This window comes from Paracoccus sp. PAR01 (assembly GCF_014851995.1).
Lineage (GTDB): Bacteria > Pseudomonadota > Alphaproteobacteria > Rhodobacterales > Rhodobacteraceae > Paracoccus > Paracoccus litorisediminis.
The window spans coordinates 660,807-679,497 of the sequence record NZ_JACVAW010000001.1; the positions used below are offsets into that span (position 1 = coordinate 660,807).

General features: G+C 63.8%; 15 protein-coding genes and 1 tRNA gene. 6 read left to right on the plus strand and 10 right to left on the minus strand.

Going from position 1 to position 18,691, the window contains the following annotated elements:
- Positions 1-214: 214 nt before the first annotated feature.
- Positions 215-301: transfer RNA gene (locus tag IB235_RS03395), tRNA-Leu, on the minus strand.
- Between the two features lie 76 nt (positions 302-377).
- On the minus strand, positions 378-4,130 hold the full coding sequence (metH, locus tag IB235_RS03400) for a methionine synthase (protein WP_192335547.1): 3,753 nt from the start codon (positions 4,128-4,130) through the stop codon (positions 378-380).
- Between the two features lie 72 nt (positions 4,131-4,202).
- On the opposite strand from metH, the gene lipB reads away from it, so the two are divergent.
- The 4 genes from lipB (at position 4,203) to IB235_RS03420 (ending at position 7,903) form a co-directional block, all read left to right on the plus strand.
- Entirely contained in the window at positions 4,203-4,931 is a 729-nt protein-coding gene (gene lipB, locus IB235_RS03405) for a lipoyl(octanoyl) transferase LipB (RefSeq protein WP_370576832.1), read from the plus strand.
- Positions 4,932-5,074: 143 nt separating this feature from the next.
- Complete coding sequence (locus tag IB235_RS03410) at positions 5,075-5,548, plus strand: cytochrome c family protein (protein WP_155038189.1); 474 nt, start codon at positions 5,075-5,077, stop codon at positions 5,546-5,548.
- 173 nt (positions 5,549-5,721) lie between these two features.
- Positions 5,722-7,398 carry a cytochrome c oxidase subunit I gene (gene ctaD, locus IB235_RS03415; RefSeq protein ID WP_155038190.1) on the plus strand — a complete coding sequence of 559 codons (1,677 nt, stop codon included), beginning with the start codon at positions 5,722-5,724 and terminating at the stop codon, positions 7,396-7,398.
- A gap of 7 nt (positions 7,399-7,405) precedes the next feature.
- Positions 7,406-7,903, plus strand: a complete 498-nt coding sequence (locus IB235_RS03420) for a DUF2244 domain-containing protein (RefSeq protein ID WP_192335551.1) — start codon at positions 7,406-7,408, stop codon at positions 7,901-7,903.
- Here the strand turns inward: IB235_RS03420 and IB235_RS03425 are convergent.
- The 3 genes from IB235_RS03425 to IB235_RS03435 form a co-directional block, all read right to left on the minus strand.
- Entirely contained in the window at positions 7,883-8,326 is a 444-nt protein-coding gene (locus IB235_RS03425) for a PACE efflux transporter (RefSeq protein WP_192335553.1), read from the minus strand. The genes IB235_RS03420 and IB235_RS03425 overlap by 21 nt on opposite strands.
- 177 nt (positions 8,327-8,503) lie before the next feature.
- A complete protein-coding gene (locus tag IB235_RS03430) occupies positions 8,504-10,993 on the minus strand; it encodes an FAD-dependent oxidoreductase (protein WP_192335555.1) in 2,490 nt (829 codons plus the stop codon).
- A gap of 147 nt (positions 10,994-11,140) precedes the next feature.
- A complete protein-coding gene (locus tag IB235_RS03435; RefSeq protein ID WP_155038194.1) occupies positions 11,141-12,142 on the minus strand; it encodes a D-glycerate dehydrogenase in 1,002 nt (333 codons plus the stop codon).
- A 111-nt stretch (positions 12,143-12,253) separates the two neighbouring features.
- Between IB235_RS03435 and IB235_RS03440 the strand changes: the two genes are divergently transcribed.
- Complete coding sequence (locus IB235_RS03440) at positions 12,254-12,856, plus strand: SH3 domain-containing protein (protein ID WP_155038195.1); 603 nt, start codon at positions 12,254-12,256, stop codon at positions 12,854-12,856.
- Positions 12,857-12,908: 52 nt separating this feature from the next.
- Here the strand turns inward: IB235_RS03440 and IB235_RS03445 are convergent, their stop codons facing one another.
- From IB235_RS03445 to infC, 5 genes are read right to left on the minus strand one after another with little or no spacing between them, the layout of a single operon-like run.
- Positions 12,909-13,346 carry a hypothetical protein gene (locus tag IB235_RS03445; protein WP_155038196.1) on the minus strand — a complete coding sequence of 146 codons (438 nt, stop codon included), beginning with the start codon at positions 13,344-13,346 and terminating at the stop codon, positions 12,909-12,911.
- Positions 13,347-13,364: 18 nt separating this feature from the next.
- A complete protein-coding gene (locus IB235_RS03450; protein WP_192335557.1) occupies positions 13,365-15,401 on the minus strand; it encodes a M3 family metallopeptidase in 2,037 nt (678 codons plus the stop codon).
- Between the two features lie 33 nt (positions 15,402-15,434).
- Positions 15,435-16,487, minus strand: coding sequence for a molybdopterin-synthase adenylyltransferase MoeB (locus IB235_RS03455; protein WP_192335559.1), 1,053 nt, complete (start codon positions 16,485-16,487; stop codon positions 15,435-15,437).
- Between the two features lie 4 nt (positions 16,488-16,491).
- Positions 16,492-16,953: a dUTP diphosphatase gene (gene dut / locus IB235_RS03460; protein WP_192335561.1), complete on the minus strand. Its 462-nt coding sequence runs from the start codon at positions 16,951-16,953 to the stop codon at positions 16,492-16,494.
- A gap of 9 nt (positions 16,954-16,962) precedes the next feature.
- Positions 16,963-17,502, minus strand: coding sequence for a translation initiation factor IF-3 (gene infC, locus IB235_RS03465; RefSeq protein ID WP_192335913.1), 540 nt, complete (start codon positions 17,500-17,502; stop codon positions 16,963-16,965).
- A gap of 192 nt (positions 17,503-17,694) precedes the next feature.
- On the opposite strand from infC, the gene IB235_RS03470 reads away from it, so the two are divergent.
- Positions 17,695-18,570, plus strand: a complete 876-nt coding sequence (locus IB235_RS03470; protein ID WP_155038200.1) for a glycosyltransferase family 2 protein — start codon at positions 17,695-17,697, stop codon at positions 18,568-18,570.
- The last annotated feature ends 121 nt before the right edge of the window (positions 18,571-18,691 follow it).

Consider the following 18,691-nt stretch of genomic DNA (forward strand, 5'->3'; position numbering starts at 1 on the left):
AATGCGCTTTGGCATCCAAGCCGTTCATGTGGCTGGGGTTTTGCGCGGGCCCGCAATCGGGGATTCGGGCAGGTCCGCGCCCAAGCAATCGACAGCACCCGGATGCCGTCACGGCACTGGCGCAAACGTGCCATTTCTTTGTCGCAGCCTTGTCATGATCGCGAAAAAGACGAAAGCCGCGCAGCCATTCAAGGCTGCACGGCTTTCATTGCTTTGGTGCGGTCGAGAAGACTCGAACTTCCACTCCGGTTAAGGAACAGCGACCTCAACGCTGCGCGTCTACCAATTCCGCCACGACCGCATCTTCGTAGCAAGCGCCTCTTAGACGGTTGCGCGGCGGATGAAAAGGGGTCTTTTGCAGCCGCCGCGAAGTTCTTTCATTCCGCCGCCACGGCAGCTTGCGGAATGTAGTTGAGGATCGGGGCCAGCCAGCGTTCGGCCTCGGAAACGGTCATGCCCTTCCTCGCGGCATAGTCCAGCACCTGATCGTGCTCGACCTTGGCCACGCCGAAGTAATAGGCGTCGGGATGGCCCAGATAGAGGCCGGAAACCGAGGAACCGGGCCACATCGCCATCGATTCGGTCAACTCGACCCCGGTGGCCGCCGTGGCGTCCAGCAACCGGAACAGGGTCAGCTTTTCCGTATGGTCGGGCTGGGCCGGATAGCCGGGCGCGGGACGGATGCCGGGATAGGGTTCGCCGATCAACTCCTCGGGGGCGAAATCCTCAGTCGAGTAGCCCCAGTATTGCTTGCGGACGCGCTCATGCATCATCTCGGCCAAGGCCTCGGCGAAGCGGTCGGCCAGTGCCTGCACCAGAATGGCCGAGAAATCGTCATGCGCGGCCTTGTAGCGGTTGGCGATGGCCTGCTCCTCGCCCCCCGCCGTCACGACGAAACCGCCGACATAGTCGCGGGCACCTTCGGGCGCGACGAAATCGGCCATGGCCACGTTCGGACGCCCGTCGCGCTTGGCGATCTGCTGGCGCAGGGTGTGCAGCGTCGCCAGTTCCTGTTCGCGGTCGTCCGCAGTGAACAGGCGGATATCGTCACCCAGCCGGTTCGCTGGCCAGAAGCCGATGACGGCGCGGGGCTGGAACCATTTCTCATCGATGATGCGCTTCAGCATGGCCTGCGCATCGGCGAACAGTTGCCGCGCGACTTCGCCCTGTTTCTCGTCCTGCAGGATGCGGGGATAGACGCCCTTCAGCTCCCATGTCTGGAAGAACGGGGTCCAGTCGATATAGCGCGCGATCTCGGCCAGATCGAAATCGTCGATCACCTTTGACCCAAGGAATTCCGGGGTCTTGGCCTCATAGCCGGTCCAGTCGATCTTGACAGCATTGTCGCGGGCCGAGGCCAGCGGCAGGCGCTTCTTCTCGGCCTCGGCGCGAGCATGCTTGTTCGCCACATCGGCATATTCGGTGCGGATGGTGTCGACATAGGCGGTCTTCTGGCCGGAAAGCAGGCTGCCCACCACGCCCACGGCGCGGCTGGCGTCAGTGACGTAGACCGTCTGCCCCTTGGCATAGCGGGGGTGGATTTTCACGGCGGTATGCACGCGGCTTGTCGTCGCGCCGCCGATCAGCAGCGGAATGTCGAAGCCCTCACGCTCCATCTCGGCTGCGACATGCACCATCTCATCCAGAGACGGCGTGATCAGGCCCGAAAGGCCGATGATGTCGACGTTTTCAGCCTTGGCGATCTCAAGGATCTTGGCTGCCGGAACCATGACGCCAAGGTCGATGATTTCGTAATTGTTGCAGGCCAGAACGACGCCGACGATGTTCTTGCCGATGTCATGGACATCGCCCTTGACCGTCGCCATCAGCACCTTGCCAGCGCTGGTCGAGCCGCCCTTCTCGGCCTTTTCGGCCTCCATATAGGGCAGCAGATGGGCCACGGCCTGTTTCATCACGCGGGCAGATTTCACCACCTGCGGCAGGAACATCTTGCCCGCGCCGAACAGGTCACCGACGACGTTCATCCCGTCCATCAGCGGGCCTTCGATGACATGCAGCGGACGCTCGACCGACAGGCGGGCTTCCTCGGTGTCTTCGTCGATATATTCGGTGATGCCATTGACCAGCGCATGCGCCAGACGCTGCGCCACCGGCCATTCGCGCCAGGTGAGGTCCTTTTCACGGGCCTTGGCACCGCCCTCGCCGCGGAAGCGCTCGGCAATGTCCAGCATGTTTTCCGTGGCCGTGCGGCCATTGGCGGGCTTGCGGTTCAGGACCACATCCTCGCAGGCCTCGCGCAGGTCGGCCGCGATCTGGTCATAGACGGCCAGCTGCCCGGCATTGACGATGCCCATGTCCATGCCCGCCTGAATGGCGTGATACAGGAACACGGCATGCATCGCCTCGCGCACGGGTTCATTGCCGCGGAAGCTGAAGGACAGGTTCGAGACCCCGCCCGAGATATGGGCATGGGGCAGCGATTGCGTGATCCGCCGGGTCGCGCCGATGAAGTCCATGCCGTAATTGTCGTGTTCCTCGATCCCGGTCGCCACGGCGAAGATGTTCGGGTCAAAGATAATGTCCTCGGGCGGGAAGCCGACCTTGTTCACCAGCAGGTCATAGGCGCGGGCGCAGATCTCGACCTTGCGGTTTTCGGTGTCAGCCTGCCCGGTTTCGTCAAAGGCCATGACCACGACGGCGGCACCGTAGCGGCGGCACAGATCCGCCTGTTTCAGGAACTGCTCCTCGCCTTCCTTCAGCGAGATCGAGTTCACCACCGGCTTGCCTTGGACGCATTTCAACCCGGCCTCGATCACCTCCCATTTGGAGCTGTCGATCATCACCGGAACGCGGGCAATGTCGGGCTCGGCGGCGATCAGGTTCAGGTAGTCGATCATCGCCTGCTTCGAATCGATCAGGCCTTCGTCCATGTTGATGTCGATGATCTGGGCGCCGTTCTCGACCTGATCGCGGGCGACATCCAAAGCGGGGGCAAAATCGCCATTGGTGATCAACTTGCGGAAACGGGCCGAGCCGGTGACGTTGGTGCGCTCACCCACGTTCACGAAGGGGATCTCGTCGGTCTTGACGAAGGGTTCCAGCCCCGACAGGCGCAGGCGCGGCTCGATTTCCGGCAGCGCGCGCGGCGGGATATCGGCCACGGCGCGGGCAATCGCCGCGATATGTTCCGGGGTCGAGCCGCAGCAACCGCCGACGATATTGACCAGCCCCTCGCGCGCGAAATCGGCGACTTGGGCGGCCATATCCTCGGGCGACTCGTCATATTGGCCCATTTCGTTGGGCAGACCGGCATTGGGATAGGCGCAGATCAGCGTATCCGCGACGCCCGAAAGTTCGGCAAGGTGCGGGCGCATCGCCTCGGCACCAAGGGCGCAGTTCAACCCGATGGTGATCGGCGTCGCGTGGCGCAGCGAATACCAGAAGGCGGTCGGCGTCTGGCCCGAAAGCGTGCGCCCCGACAGGTCGGTGATCGTGCCGGAGATCATCACCGGCAGGCGCAGGCCCTTTTCCGCGAAGACTTCTTCACAGGCAAAGATCGCGGCCTTGGCGTTCAGCGTGTCAAAGATCGTCTCGATCAGGATGATATCGGCACCGCCGTCGATCAGCCCGTGGATCTGCTCGGCATAGGCAATGCGCAGTTGATCGAAGGTCACCGCGCGATAACCCGGATTGTTCACATCCGGGCTGATCGAGGCCGTGCGGTTGGTCGGCCCAAGCGCCCCTGCAACCCAGCGCGGGCGGCCATCCTCGGCGGTGGCGCGGTCCAGCGCCTGACGCACCAGACGCGCGCCGTGGAAGTTCAGGTCATAGACCGCGTGCTCCATGCCGTAATCAGCCTGCGCGATGGTGGTCGAGGAGAAGGTGTTGGTTTCCACGATATCCGCGCCCGCCTTGGCGTAGCGGTAATGGATTTCCTCGATCGCCTCGGGCTGGGTCAGGATCAGCAGGTCGTTGTTGCCCTGCTGGGGATGATCGCCAAGCGCGGGCGGGTGACAGCCGCAGGCGCAGGCGCCGCCATGACCAAGGAAATCGCCCTCGCCAAAGCCAAGCTGCTGGATCTGCGTCCCCATCGCCCCGTCCAAAATCAGGATGCGGTCGCGGGCAGCCGCGCGCAGGGCTTCGAAGACAGGCGAAAGAGGCAGGGTCATGGCGGATTCCGGGCTAGGTGAACCGTCTTTATAGACGTTCAGGGTCATTTAGTGAAATTCAACATCCGCACAATGATGATGAGCAGGATTCATCATAGCGCCGCCCCTCTTGCAGCGGGCGCGCTTTGCCGCCAAATGACGGCCATGACCGAATGGATCACCGCCCCCGGACTGACCGATTACGACGACGCCGTCGCCTTCATGGAGGCGCGCGCCGCCGCCATTCACGCGGGCGTGGCTGATGAGCTGATCTGGCTGGTCGAGCATCCGCCGCTTTACACCGCTGGCACAAGCGCCAAGGCAGCCGACCTGCTGGATGCGCGCTTTCCGGTCCACGCCGCCGGGCGCGGCGGGCAATATACCTATCACGGGCCGGGCCAGCGCATCGTCTATGTCATGCTGGACCTGAACCGCCGCGGGCGCGACATCCGCGCCTTTGTCGCCGCGCTGGAGAACTGGGTGATCCAGTCGCTGGCCGAATTCAACCTGAAGGGCGAAATCCGCGACGGCCGCGTCGGCGTCTGGATCGCGCGGCCCGACAAGGCCGCCCTGCCCGACGGCACGATGCGCGAGGACAAGATCGCGGCCATTGGCGTCAAGCTGCGCAAATGGGTCAGCTTCCACGGCATTTCCATCAACGTGGAGCCCGACCTCACGCATTATGCGGGCATCGTGCCCTGCGGAATCTCGGGTCATGGCGTGACCAGCCTTGTCGATCTGGGCCACCCTGTCGGGCTGGACGATCTGGACGTGGCCTTGATGCGGACCTTTCCGCAGAATTTCCCGCCGATCCAAGGCTGATTTTATCCCGCACCAACAAGCAGCTTTACGCTTCTTGCGACTTTTTGACGGTATCCTGACGCCCTCGCCCATGATAGCCAATTCGCATCAGGGGGAGGGAGAGGTCCCATCCGCTTTCAGGACAACGACCCAGAGGAAATGCCATGAAGACGACCATTTTCGCCACGCTCGCCGCCGTCGCACTTGCTGCCCCGGCCATGGCTCAGGACGCCGCGAATGGCGAAAAAGAGTTCAAGAAGTGCAAGGCCTGCCACATGATCCAGTCGCCCGACGGCACGGATGTGGTCAAGGGCGGCAAGACCGGCCCGAACCTGTTCGGCGTCGTCGGTCGCAAGGCCGGGACCCAGGAAGGCTTCAAGTATTCCGACGCGCTGGTGAAGCTGGGCGAGGCCGGCGAGGTCTGGACCACCGATGATCTGGCCGCCTACATCACCGACCCGAACAAATATGTCGAAGAAAAGGTCGGGGATAAGACGCTCAAGACCAAGATGACCTTCAAGATGGCCAAGAATCAGGCCGACGTGGTTGCGTTCCTTGCCCAGCATTCGCCCGAGGCGGGTGCGGCCCCCGCAGCGGATGCAGCAGCAGCCCCGGCAGCGGCTCCGGCGACCAACTGACCTCGCGACCTGTCGCGGTCCTGCAACAGGGGCGTTCCCAGCGTGCCTCGTCACCCTTGGGAACGCTCTTGGCAGCAGCAGCCGCGATTGCCGGGTCAGATTTTTCATTCTAGAACTTGAGCCGAGTCCGTCGGCCCCGAACGGCCGGCCCGCGCATGTTTAGGGAGTTCAGCATGGCAGACGCAGCCGTTCACGGCCACGGAGACCATCATGACACCCGCGGCTTCTTTACCCGCTGGTTCATGTCAACAAATCACAAAGATATCGGTATCCTGTACCTGTTCACGGCCGGTCTCGTCGGCCTGATCTCGGTGTCGTTCACCGTCTACATGCGGATGGAACTGCAGCATCCCGGCGTGCAGTTCATGTGCCTTGAGGGCGCGCGCTTCATCGCCGACGCTTCGGCGGAATGCACCCCGAACGGCCATCTTTGGAACGTGATGATCACCTATCACGGCGTCCTGATGATGTTCTTCGTCGTGATTCCGGCGTTGTTCGGCGGTTTCGGCAACTATTTCATGCCGCTGCACCTGGGTGCGCCGGACATGGCCTTTCCGCGCCTGAACAACCTGTCCTACTGGATGTATGTCTGCGGCGTCTGCCTTGGCATCGCCTCGCTGCTTGCTCCGGGGGGAAGCGACCAGCCGGGTTCGGGCGTGGGCTGGGTGCTGTATCCGCCGCTGTCGACGACCGAGGCCGGTTACTCGATGGACCTTGCGATCTTTGCCGTCCACGTTTCGGGGGCGTCGTCGATCCTTGGCGCGATCAACATCATCACCACCTTCCTGAACATGCGCGCGCCGGGCATGACCTTGTTCAAGGTGCCGCTGTTTGCATGGTCGGTCTTCATCACCGCCTGGCTGATCCTGCTGAGCCTGCCGGTTCTGGCGGGCGCGATCACCATGCTGTTGATGGACCGCAACTTCGGCACGCATTTCTTTGATCCCGCCGGTGGCGGCGACCCGATCCTGTATCAGCACATCCTGTGGTTCTTTGGCCACCCGGAAGTCTACATCATCGTCCTGCCGGGCTTTGGCATCATCAGCCACGTCATCTCGACCTTCGCCAAGAAGCCGATCTTCGGCTATCTGCCGATGGTTCTGGCCATGGCCGCGATCGGTATCCTGGGCTTCGTCGTCTGGGCCCACCACATGTATACCGTCGGCATGTCGCTGACCCAGCAAAGCTATTTCATGCTGGCCACCATGACCATCGCCGTGCCCACGGGCATCAAGGTCTTCTCGTGGATCGCGACGATGTGGGGCGGCTCGATCGAGTTCAAGACGCCGATGCTTTGGGCATTCGGCTTCCTGTTCCTGTTCACCGTCGGCGGCGTGACCGGCGTCGTGCTGTCGCAAGCCCCGCTCGACCGCGTTTACCACGACACCTATTACGTCGTGGCCCACTTCCACTACGTGATGTCGCTGGGCGCGGTCTTCGCGATCTTTGCCGGGGTCTATTACTGGATCGGCAAGATGTCGGGCCGCCAGTACCCGGAATGGGCAGGCAAACTGCATTTCTGGATGATGTTCCTTGGCTCGAACATGATCTTCTTCCCGCAGCATTTCCTGGGCCGTCAGGGCATGCCGCGCCGCTACATCGACTATCCGGTCGAGTTTGCCTATTGGAACAACATCTCGTCGATCGGGGCCTATATCTCGTTCGCCTCGTTCCTGTTCTTCATCGGCATCGTTTTCTACACCCTGTTCCGGGGTCAGCGCGTGAACGTCCCGAATTACTGGAACGAGCATGCCGATACGCTGGAATGGACCCTGCCCTCGCCGCCGCCCGAACACACGTTCGAGACGCTGCCGAAGCAGGAAGACTGGGATCGCAGCCACGCGCATTGATCCCGCGATGCCTTACCAATGGCAAGACATGGCCCCGGAGCGATCCGGGGCCATTTTTCGTCTGGAGGTCTGGCCCTATCGGTCGCTGCCCCGACGGGGTTTCGTCTGGGTGATCGCGCTGACCGCCGCCGGGCTGGCGCTGCCGCTGCTGGCCCTGCTGGGAACGCCGGAACTATGGGGGTTGCTGCCCTTTGCCGGTCTGGCGGTCTGGGGACTGTGGCACGCCATAAGCCGCAGCTATCGCGACGCGGGCATGCGAGAAGTCATGTTGCTTGATCGGGGCAGTCTGACCCTGACGCGTTCCGACCCCGGCAGACCGGATCGGGTCTGGCAGACCAATCCCTATTGGGTCCGCGTGGCTTTACGCCATAACGGCCCGGTCGAGGACTACCTTGTCCTGACCGACGGCAAGCGCGAGATCGAACTGGGGGCGTTCCTGTCACCCGAGGAACGCCAAAGCCTGCATGCCGAGCTGGAAAGGCGCCTAGAGACGCTGCGAGGATGAGGCCGTCTGCCATTCCGGCAGCGGAAAGATCCGGTCATAGGCCCAGTTAAACACGAAGGCATAGACCATGTAGAAGACCGCGAACGAGATATCCATCACCAGCGCCTGCCAGAACGTGACGCCCAGATACCACATGACAAAGGGCAGCAGCATCAGCAGCAGACCCGCCTCGAACAGGACCGCGTGAAAGATGCGGACCACGCCGCTTTTCAGCGTCGTTCCGGTGAAACGCTGCAAGATCACGTCGAAGACGTAGTTATAGATGATATTCCACGTCGTCGCGATGGTGGCACCGACCAGCGCGACCACGCCCATCTCATGCACCGGCATGTGAAAAAGCAACGCGCCCAGCGGCGTGGCGATAAGCAGGCCAAGAATTTCAAAGCTGAGTGCGTGACGAATGCGATCGCCGACCTTGCGCATCATGACCTCCGGAAATCTCGGGTCGTCCCGAACAAAAACAGCCCGGTGAACGGGGGAGGTCGTCCTCGCTTGCGTTGGACCTATACCGCGTCTTTCAACGGGTCAACCAAGCCCCGGCGCATAGCCGACCCGCATGTGGCGCAAAAGGCCCGCTTGCGGGCGGGCCTTTGCATCAGGTCACCCGTCGATGCGGATCACCTTGTTTTCCGGGTCATAGGGACTGTCCTCGGTCACCACCGCGTCCCATAGCTGAAGCTGCATCCGCACCTTCAGCTTCGTCCCCGGCTGGGCCAGATCGGGGCGGACATAGCCCATGCCGATCTGCTTGCCGAAAGCCGCCGAATACCCGCCCGAGGTCAGCCGCCCGACGCGGGTACCGTCCAGGAACAGCCCCTCGCGGCCCCAGGGATCGGCGTCGTCCGGCCCGTCGATCAGCAGGGTCACGCATTTGCTGCGAATGCCCTTGTCCAGCATCGCCTGCTTGCCACGGAAGTCCTTGTCCAGATCGACGAAGCGGTCCAGCCCGGCTTCGAGCGGGGTGGCGTCTCGGCCCAGTTCGGTGCCAAAGGCACGATAGGATTTTTCCTGCCGCAGCCAGTTCTGCGCCCGCGCGCCGACCAGCTTCAGCCCGTGCTTTTCGCCAGCCTTCAGCAGCAGGTCCCACAGGTAGCGGCCGAACTCGATCGGGTAATGCAGCTCCCAGCCCAGCTCACCGGTATAAGCGACGCGGATGGCGCGGACCGGGCACATGCCCAGTTCGATATTGCGCATCGTCAGCCACGGGAAGCGCTTGTTGCCAAGGACGGTCGCAGGATCGGCGTCGCGCACGATTTCAGACAGGATCTTGCGGCTGTTCGGCCCGGCAATGGCATAGACACCCCATTGCGTGGTGATGTCCTGCACGATCACCTGCCCGAATGCGACGCGCTTCTCCTCGGCCAGCTTTCGCAGGTTGTCCGAGTCGTAATCCGTCCATGCCCCCGCCGAGATCAGGTAATAGTCATCCTCGGCCAGCCGGACGATGGTGTATTCGGTGCGCGTGGTGCCGGTCTCGGTCAGGGCATAGGTCAGGTTGATGCGCCCGACCTTGGGCAGCTTGTTGGTGGTGAACCAGTCAAGGAAAGCCGTCGCGCCGGGACCGGTGACGCGATGCTTGGCAAAGGCGCTGGCATCGATCAGGCCCGCGGTCTGGCGGATCGCCTCGGCCTCGGCTTTCGCAAATTGCCACCAGCCACCGCGACGGAAGCTGCGCGCGGCATGGTCGTCGAAACCGGAGGGGGCGTAATAGTTCGGGCGCTCCCAGCCGTTCACCTGCCCCATCTGCGCGCCTGCCGCGATCTGGCGATCATAGGCAGGGGCGGTGCGCAGCGGGCGGCAGGCTTCGCGTTCCTCATCGGGATGGTGCAGGACGAAGACATGCTCATAGCATTCCTCGTTCTTTTTCGCGGCATATTCGGTGGTCGTCCAACCGCCGAAGCGGCGCGGGTCAAGGGCGGCCATGTCGATCTCGGCCTCGCCCGCCGTCATCATCTGGGCAAGGTAATGGCCGACGCCGCCAGCGGCGGTGATGCCAAAGCTGAAGCCCTCGGCCAGCCACATGTTGCGCAGGCCGGGTGCCGGACCGACCAGCGGGTTGCCGTCCGGCGTGTAGCAGATCGGGCCGTTGAAGTCGTCCTTCAGACCCACCGTCTCCGAGGTCGGAATCCGGTGGATCATCGACATGTATTCTTCCTCGATCCGCTCCAGATCCAGCGGGAACAGATCGGCGCGGAAGCTTTCGGGCACGTCATACAGGAAGCGCGCCGGGGCGTTGCGTTCATAGGGGCCAAGGATCCAGCCACCGCGCTCCTCGCGCACATACCATTTCGCGTCCGCATCGCGCAGGACCGGATGTTCCGGATTGCCTGCCGCGCGCCATGCGGCCAGCGCCGGGTCGGGTTCGGTCACGATATACTGGTGTTCCACGGGAATCGCCGGGATCTTGATGCCCAGCAGCCGCGCCGTGCGCTGCGCGTGGTTGCCGGTCGCGGTCACGACATGTTCGGCATGGATCTCGAACACCTCGCCCGAGGGGATCAGGTTGCCGCCCTTTTCCACCATGCGCTCGCAGGTGACGATCCATTCGTCACCGGTCCACAGATAGCCATTGACCTGAATCCGCCGCTCGATCCGCGCGCCAGCCATGCGGGCGCCCTTGGCCATCGCCTGCGTCACGTCGGCAGGGTTGATATAGCCGTCGGTCGGGTGGAACAGCGCGCCTTTCAGATCTTCGGTGCGGACCAGCGGCCAGCGCTCCTTGATCTGCGCGGGTGTCAGAAACTCATGCTCGACCCCGATGGTCTCGGCGGTGGCAGAATACAGTTGGTATTCGTCCATCCGCGCGTCGGTCTGGGCCATGCGCAGGTTGCCGCAGCGGGTAAACCCAGCATTCAGCCCGGTCTCGGCCTCAAGCCCGGCATAAAGCTTGACCGAGTAGTCGTGGATATGGCCGGTCGCATAGCCCATGTTGAACAAGGGTAGCAGCCCCGCCGCATGCCATGTCGAGCCCGCGGTCAGTTCATCGCGCTCAACCAGCATGGTGTCCCAGCCAGCGCGCGCCAGATGCAACGCGATCCCGCAGCCGACCGCGCCGCCTCCGACCACCAGAGCCTTCACATGGGTATTCATGGCCAGCATTCCTTTCGCGCGCGAGCTTCCCTGACCGAGTTGTGACAGAGCGCGCGGCCTGACCGGCATGACGCCCGCGACATTCTGTCGCCGAAAAACGACATGACGCAAATCAGCGACGGAACGGACGCAAACGCCGCGCGCGCCCTAGACCATATTGGGCAGGACCAGATCCGGTGGCCGGTGGCCGTCGATGAAAGCCTTGATATTGATGATGACCTTTTCGCCCATCTCGATACGCCCTTCGACCGTAGCCGAGCCCATATGCGGCAGCAGCACGACATTGGGCAGCGCCCGCAGGCGCGGGTTGATGTCATGGCCGTGTTCGAACACATCAAGGCCCGCCCCCGCGATTTCGCCGGCACGCAGCATCCGGGTCAGGGCGTTTTCGTCGATCACCTCGCCGCGCGAGGTGTTCACCACCACCGCCGTCGGTTTCATCAGCTTCAGACGGCGGGCATTCAGCAAATGAAAGGTCGCCGGGGTATGGGGCGCGTTCACGCTGACGATATCCACGCGCGCCAGCATCTGGTCGAGGCTTTCCCACCATGTCGCCTCCAGCGCGGATTCGACCTCGGGGCGCAGGCGATGGCGGTTGTGGTAATGCACACCCATGCCAAAGGCCCGCGCGCGGCGGGCCACTGCCTGACCGATCCGGCCCATACCAAGGATACCCAGCTGCCTGCCGCCGATGCGCCCGCCCAGATGGTTGGTCGGCGACCAGCCCTGCCAGCTGCCCTCCTGCATCTCGGCCATGCCCTCGGGCAGACGGCGGGTCACGGCCAGGATCAGCGCCATGGTCATGTCGGCGGTGTCCTCGGTCACCACCCCCGGCGTGTTCGAGACCGAGATCCCGCGCGCGCAGGCCGCCCTCACGTCAAGGTGATCGACGCCCGCGCCGTAATTCGCGATCAGTTTCAGCCGGTCGCCGACATCCGCCAGCATCTCGGCGTCGATGCGGTCGGTGACGCAGGGCACGAAAATATCGCAATCCTGCATGGCGGCCAGCAGTTCCTCGCGGGAAAGCTTGCGATCCTCGTCGCTCAGGACGACATGGAACAGTTCGGCCATCCGCGTTTCGACCAGTTCGGGCAGACGGCGGGTCACGAAGACCTTCAGCCGCGCATCGGCCGGGCCTGTGGCTGGCATGGCTCTTCTCTCCCCCTCGTGGCCCTTGCTGTCTTCCCAAGCCGGGCCTCATTTGGCAAAGTGCCTGCGTCGAGGGGCAGGCACAAGACCCCGGAAGAACAGGACGGGCAGATGAATCACAGAATGGTTCTGGCGGGCCTTGCGGCTCTGGCGCTGGGTGTCGGATTGGCCACAGGGGTTCAGGCACAGGCCACCGATCCGGGCGAGAATCTGGATGCGCAGCAGATCCCCGAAGTCTCTGCCGATGCCGAGATCAGCCGCCATGCCGAAGGACAGCGCGACCCGCATCGAGGCTCTGTCACCAACCTGCCCCTGCCCCGCTATGTCAGCCTGAAAGGCGGCGAGGGCAATGCCCGTCGCGGTCCCAGCCTGTCACATCGCATCGACTGGGTGTTCCGCCATGCCGGGATGCCGCTGCGGGTGGTCGCGGAATTCGGCCATTGGCGCCGGGTCGAGGATCAGGACGGCGCGGGCGGCTGGGTGCATTATTCGCTTCTGTCAGGGGTTCGGACGGCGATCGTGCGCAAGGACATGCTTGAACTGCTGGCCAAGCCCGACGAACGCGCCGATGTCGTCGCCCGTGCCGAAGCCGGGGCCATCGTGCGCCTGCACGAATGCAACCCCGAATGGTGCCGCGTTTCGGGCGGCGGGGAAAAGGGCTGGGTGCCCAAATCCACGATCTGGGGCGTCGACGCGGACGAAACCCGCGAGTGATACCGCACCCGATGCGGGCCGCCCCATGGGCGACCCGTGCCGGACGACGATCCTACATGGACTGACCGATCAGCGAGCTGGAGCTGGCCGAGGCCTTCATGCACTGGAAGTAGGTCAGCGTGATCGAATCCTCGGTCATGCGCAGCGTGCCGTCGGGCAGCGTCTGCAGATCGACCACCCGGTTGCCGGCTGCAGGCGAGCCTTCGCAGGACAGGGTAACGCGGGTCTTGCCAATTTCCTGAGTCGAGCCGGTAGCGGTGCAGGTCGCAGCAGGGAACCTGAACTTGTTGCCGTCGATCACCAGGCTCTTGTCGCTGGTCACGTTATCGCATTGCGACTTCAACAGATTATAGGTGCCGTTCAGCGCGCTCGACTGTGCCACCGGACCGGGAGTCGGCTCGGGCTTGACGGGAGCGACCTGATCGCAGGCGGCAAGGCCCACCAAGGTTGCGGCAGCGGCGAAGGCAAAGAGCAGCGTGGTCCGTGTCATCTCGTTTCTCCCGTTGAATCATGAGGCAACCTCAATAAGGTCGCGTCCTTTCAACAAAGCGTGAACCCCCGGTTTTCGTTCCCTGAATTTCAACCAAAGTTCATCAGCGGGCAGAGAATCCCCCTTCGAGAGGATCCATTCCTCAAGTTTCCGGGCGGTTTCAGGGTCAAAGGCATCGCCTTTTTCCATGAAGGCCTCAAAGGCGTCGGCATCCATGACCTCGGACCACATGTAGCTGTAATAGCCCGCCGAATAGCCATCACCCGAAAAGACATGCGCGAAATGCGGTGTCGCATGGCGCATCGGGATGGCGGCAGGCGCACCCAGTTCCTTCAGGATCTCGACCTGGCGCGCCATCGGATCGGCCGGAGGCTGGCCGCGATGGAAATCCAGATCGACAAGCGCGCTGGCCAGATATTCGGTCGTGGCAAAGCCGGAATCGGCATTGCGGGCGGCAAGGATGCGGTCGCGCAGGGCGGCGGGCAGCGGCTCTCCGGTTTCGGCATGGCGGGCATGGCGGTCCAGCACCTCGGGCTGTTCCAGCCAATGCTCGAACAACTGGCTGGGAAGTTCGACGAAATCCCGCGCCACGGACGTGCCCGAAATCGAGGGCCAGCCAACATCCGACAGGATGTGATGCAGCGCATGGCCGAATTCGTGGAACAGCGTATGCGCGTCATCCCATGACAGATAGGCGGGCGCACCGGGCTGCTCGGGCGGGGTGAAGTTGCAGACATTGACGACAATCGGACGCTGCCCCTTGCCGATATGGTGCTGCTGCTGCAACGACGAACACCATGCCCCCGAGCGTTTGCTGGGCCGGGCAAAGAAATCGCCAAGGAACACTGCCATCTGGCGACCGTCACGGGTGATTTCCCATGCGCGGACATCGGGCGACCATAGCGGGGCCTGAAACTCGCGCATCTCCAGCCCGAACAGGCGGTTCGCGGTGTCGAACACCGCGCCGATCATCGCATCCAGCGTCAGGTAGGGCTTGACCGCGGCATCATCCAGATCATGCAGGGCCTTGCGGCGGCGTTCGGCATAGAAGCGCCAGTCCCAGGGCTCCAGCGCGCCGTTGACGCCGTCATCGTTCAGCATGGCCTCAAGCTGGCGCCCGTCGGCCTCGGCACGGGATTTGGCGGGGTCCCAGACCTGACGCAGCAGCGCCTCGACATTCTCGGCGCTGCCAGCCATTTCCGGCTCCAGCTTGTAGCTGGCGAAATCGGCGTAACCCAGCAGTTGGGCACGTTCGTGGCGCAGTTGCAGGATCTCGGCGGCGATGGGGCGGTTGTCGGTCTTGGCACCGCCTGCCCCCGAACCGTCGCCGCGCGCGGTCCATGCCCGCCATGCCAGTTCGCGCAGGGCGCGGTCGCCCGCATGTTCAAGGAAGGGCACGATCAGCGAGCGGTTCAGCGTCACGATCTGGCCCGAAAGCCCACGCTCCTTGGCGGCGGCCCGCATCGCGCGCAGCAGCCAGTCAGGCAGGCCCGCCAGCCGGTCATCGGCGATGGCCATGGTGAAGTCGCGCTCATCGGCCAGCACGTTCTGGGCGAAATCGGTGGACAGCACCGCAAGACGCTCGCGGATCGCGGCCATGCGGTCGCGGGCCTCGCCGGTCAGACCGGCACCCGAGCGGCGCAATCCGCGCAGGGTCAATTCGGTCAGGCGGCGATCCTGCGGGGCAAGCGTGTCCTTCTCTTGCATCACGGCTTCGACCCGGTCGAACAGGCGCGGGTCCATGCTGACCTTGGAGCCATGCGCCGCCAGACGGGGTGCGATCTGGCGCTGCAGATCCTCGCGCGCAGGGTTCGAATCGACACTAGCCAACGTGTAGAAAACCGCGCAAAGCCGGTTCAGCGGGTCCTCGGCGGTTTCCAGAGCGGCGACGGTGTTCTGAAAGCTGGGCGGTTCGGGGTTGGCGGCGATCGCCTCGACCGCCTCACCGGCCAATTGCAGGCAGGTGTCAAAGGCAGGGGCGAAATCCTGATCCGAGATCAGGTCGAAACGCGGCAGACCCAGCGTGCCGGTCCAGTTGGTCAGTTCGGGGTTCATGCGGGGCCTCCTGAATGGTTGCCCGCGAGTGTTTCACCCCTGAGGGAAATGTCCAGAGCCGCAGACCGGGCAATCGTCGCGCCGCGCCAGTTTCATGGTGCGGTTTTCGCCCCATAGCCCGTCAAAGATCATCATCCGACCGCGCAAGGGCTCACCCGCACCGGCGATGATCTTGATCGCCTCCAGCGCCATCATGCTGCCGATGACGCCCGGCAATGGCCCGACCACGCCCGCCTCGGCGCAGGCAGGGGCCAGCCCGGCGGCCGGGGCCTGCGGAAAGATGCAGCTCATGCAGGGCGCGCCGCGCTTGGGGTCCCAGACGGTGACCTGCCCCTCCCATTGCGCGATGGCGCCTGCGATCAGCGGCACACCCGCCGCGACGCAGGCCGCATTGACCGCCTGTCGCGCGGCAAAAGTGTCGGTGCCGTCGATCACCAGATCATGTTCCGCGATGAGACCCGCGTCGGCATCCGAGATGCGACGATCCAGCACGGTCACGGTGACATGGGGGTTCAGGGCGCGCATCGCCCCGGCGGCCGCCCCGGCCTTGGGCTGACCATCATCGCTGACGCGAAAGATCACCTGACGTTGCAGGTTCGAGATGCTGACCCGGTCGTCATCGGCGACGGTGATCCGCCCGACCCCAGCGGCGGCCAGATACAGGCAGACCGGCGCGCCCAGCCCCCCGGCCCCCACGATCAGCACCCGTGCCCGGCGCAAGGCCGCCTGACCGGGACCGCCCAGCTCGCGCAGGACGATATGGCGGGCATAGCGGTCAAGCTCGGCGTCAGACAGCGGACCGGCAGGGGTGGCGGCGGGTTTGGTCTCAGGCAAGGGGATCGCCTTTCTGTGCAGGTGGCGCAATGCCATGCGGTAGGCCAGCACGATGGCGACAATGCCCCCGCCCAGCAGCCAGAGCCGCAGGTCGCCCCCGACCAGACGCGCCGCACCGGAACCCGGCGCGACGGCCAGCAGCAGGACGCTCGCCGCCCAAAGCAGGGCGACGATAGCCCAGCCGCGAACGGCAGGCCAGCCAAGGATGGCCCCCGCGGCAAGCACGGCAGCCATCGCAATCAGGATGAGCATGAAATCAGGCCCGGCCGGTCGAGCCGAAACCGCCCGCGCCGCGAAGGGTTTCCTCAAGCGCCTCGGCCATCACGTAGCGCGCGCGGGTCACCGGCGCGACCACCGCCTGCGCGATGCGCTCACCATGCTGGATGGTGTAGGGCTGCTGGCCAAGGTTGATCATGATGACGCCCAGCGGCCCGCGGTAATCGCTGTCGATCGTGCCGGGCGTATTGGGCAGGGTCACGCCATGCTTCAACGCAAGGCTGGAGCGGGGGCGGATCTGCATTTCGAACCCTTCGGGGATCTGCACGCGCAAGCCGGTGGGCACAAGGCGGATCTGGCCGGGCTCAAGCACCAGCTCAGCCCCGCCCAGATCGGCCCGCAGGTCAGCGCCTGCGGAACCGGAGGTCTGGTATTCGGGCAAGGGCAGCGCCGTATCGGCGCCCGGTTCACGCAGAACCAGAATCGTCACATCCGCCGCCATATTCCTGCCTTATTTCGGAGCGATCATCATGACCATCTGACGCCCTTCAAGCTTGGGCATCGATTCGATCTTGCCCGCTTCGCCGACATCGCCGGCCACGCGGTTCAGAAGCTCAAGCCCCAGCTGCTGGTGCGCCATTTCACGGCCACGGAAGCGCAGGGTCACCTTGACCTTGTCACCCTCGGTCAGGAACTTCATGACCGAGCGCATCTTGACCTCGTAGTCATGGGTATCCGTGCCGGGACGGAACTTGATTTCCTTGATCTCGATGATCTTCTGCTTCTTGCGGGCTTCGGCTTCGCGCTTTTGCTGTTCATACTTGAACTTGCCGAGGTCCATGATCTTGCAGACCGGCGGCACGGCATTGGGCGAAATCTCGACCAGGTCCAGCCCGGCGTCCTGTGCAAGCTCCATCCCGCGGGCGGGCGTCACTACGCCGATATTCTCGCCCTCAGCGCCGATCAGGCGGATTTCGGGGACTCGAATGCGGTCGTTGACGCGGGGGCCGGTGTCGCGGGTGGGCGGAGCGTTATGCGGTCTGCGGGCTATGGCTGTGATCCTTACATGGCCAAATTGTTTGCGCGGTTAGATAGTCGTGCAAATCGCTCATTTCAACAGGATTCGCTTGGCAACGGGCAGGTTTCGCACCGGTCCGTGACGGCTTTCGGGGCAAAGTCGGCTTTACCCCGGACCAACCCCATGCATAGATGATGCCCGCGCGAACAAACCGAGCCGCCGTCAATGAGCCATCCGCCCCTTGCCGAATTCCTGACCCAGTCCCCTGACCGCCTGCAAAAAGGCCCGATTGCCCTGCTGCTGATCGAGGATTCCGCAGCCGTCATGCAGACGCTGACCCATCAGCTGAAATGCGGCTTCCGGCTGATCCTTGCGCTGTCGAACGAACCGCTGCCCCCGCATGCGCTGCCCGACGATCCCGATGGCCGCATCGTCAACCTGCAATTCGACGCCCGTCAGCCCCGCGCACATGTCGCAGCCGTCAATGCGATGATCGACGCGGTGCCCACCGATACCTGGCTGCATTACGGCTACAACGCCGAATTCCTGTTCTATCCCTTCTCGGAACACCGCACCGTCGGCGAGATGCTCGCCTTTCACGCCGAGGAACGCCGGCGGGCGATGCTGACCTATGTCGTCGATCTTTACGCCCCCGATCTGGAACGCTTCCCCGACGCGGTCAGCATCAACGAGGCGATGTTCGACCGCAGCGGCTATTTCGCACTTGGCCGCAAGGACCGCGACGGCAACTTTCTGGAGCGGCAGTTGGACTTCCACGGCGGGCTGCGCTGGCGCTTTGAGGAGCACATCCCCGCCGACCGCCGCCGGATCGACCGGATCGCGCTGTTTCGCACTCAGCCCGGCCTGCGCATTCTGCCCGACCACCGATTTAACGTTGCGGAATACAACACCTATTCCTGCCCGTGGCATCATAACCTGACCGCGGCCATGGCATCGTTCCGCGTGGCCAAGGCGCTGGCCCGCAATCCCGGTTCGCGGCGCGAAATCCGCAGCTTTGCCTGGCGCAATTCGCAGCCCTTTCGCTGGCATTCCCAGCAGCTGATGGATTTCGGGCTGATGGAGCCCGGCCAGTGGTTCTAAGCGCGAATTCTCAGCACAGCCTGAGGATTTGATGGTTAACCCGGCGTAAACCGGCAACCCTTGCGCCTCTGGCGGGCTGAATGGTAGACCCTGCGCAAGTTTCGTGCCGGGTTCCCCGGTG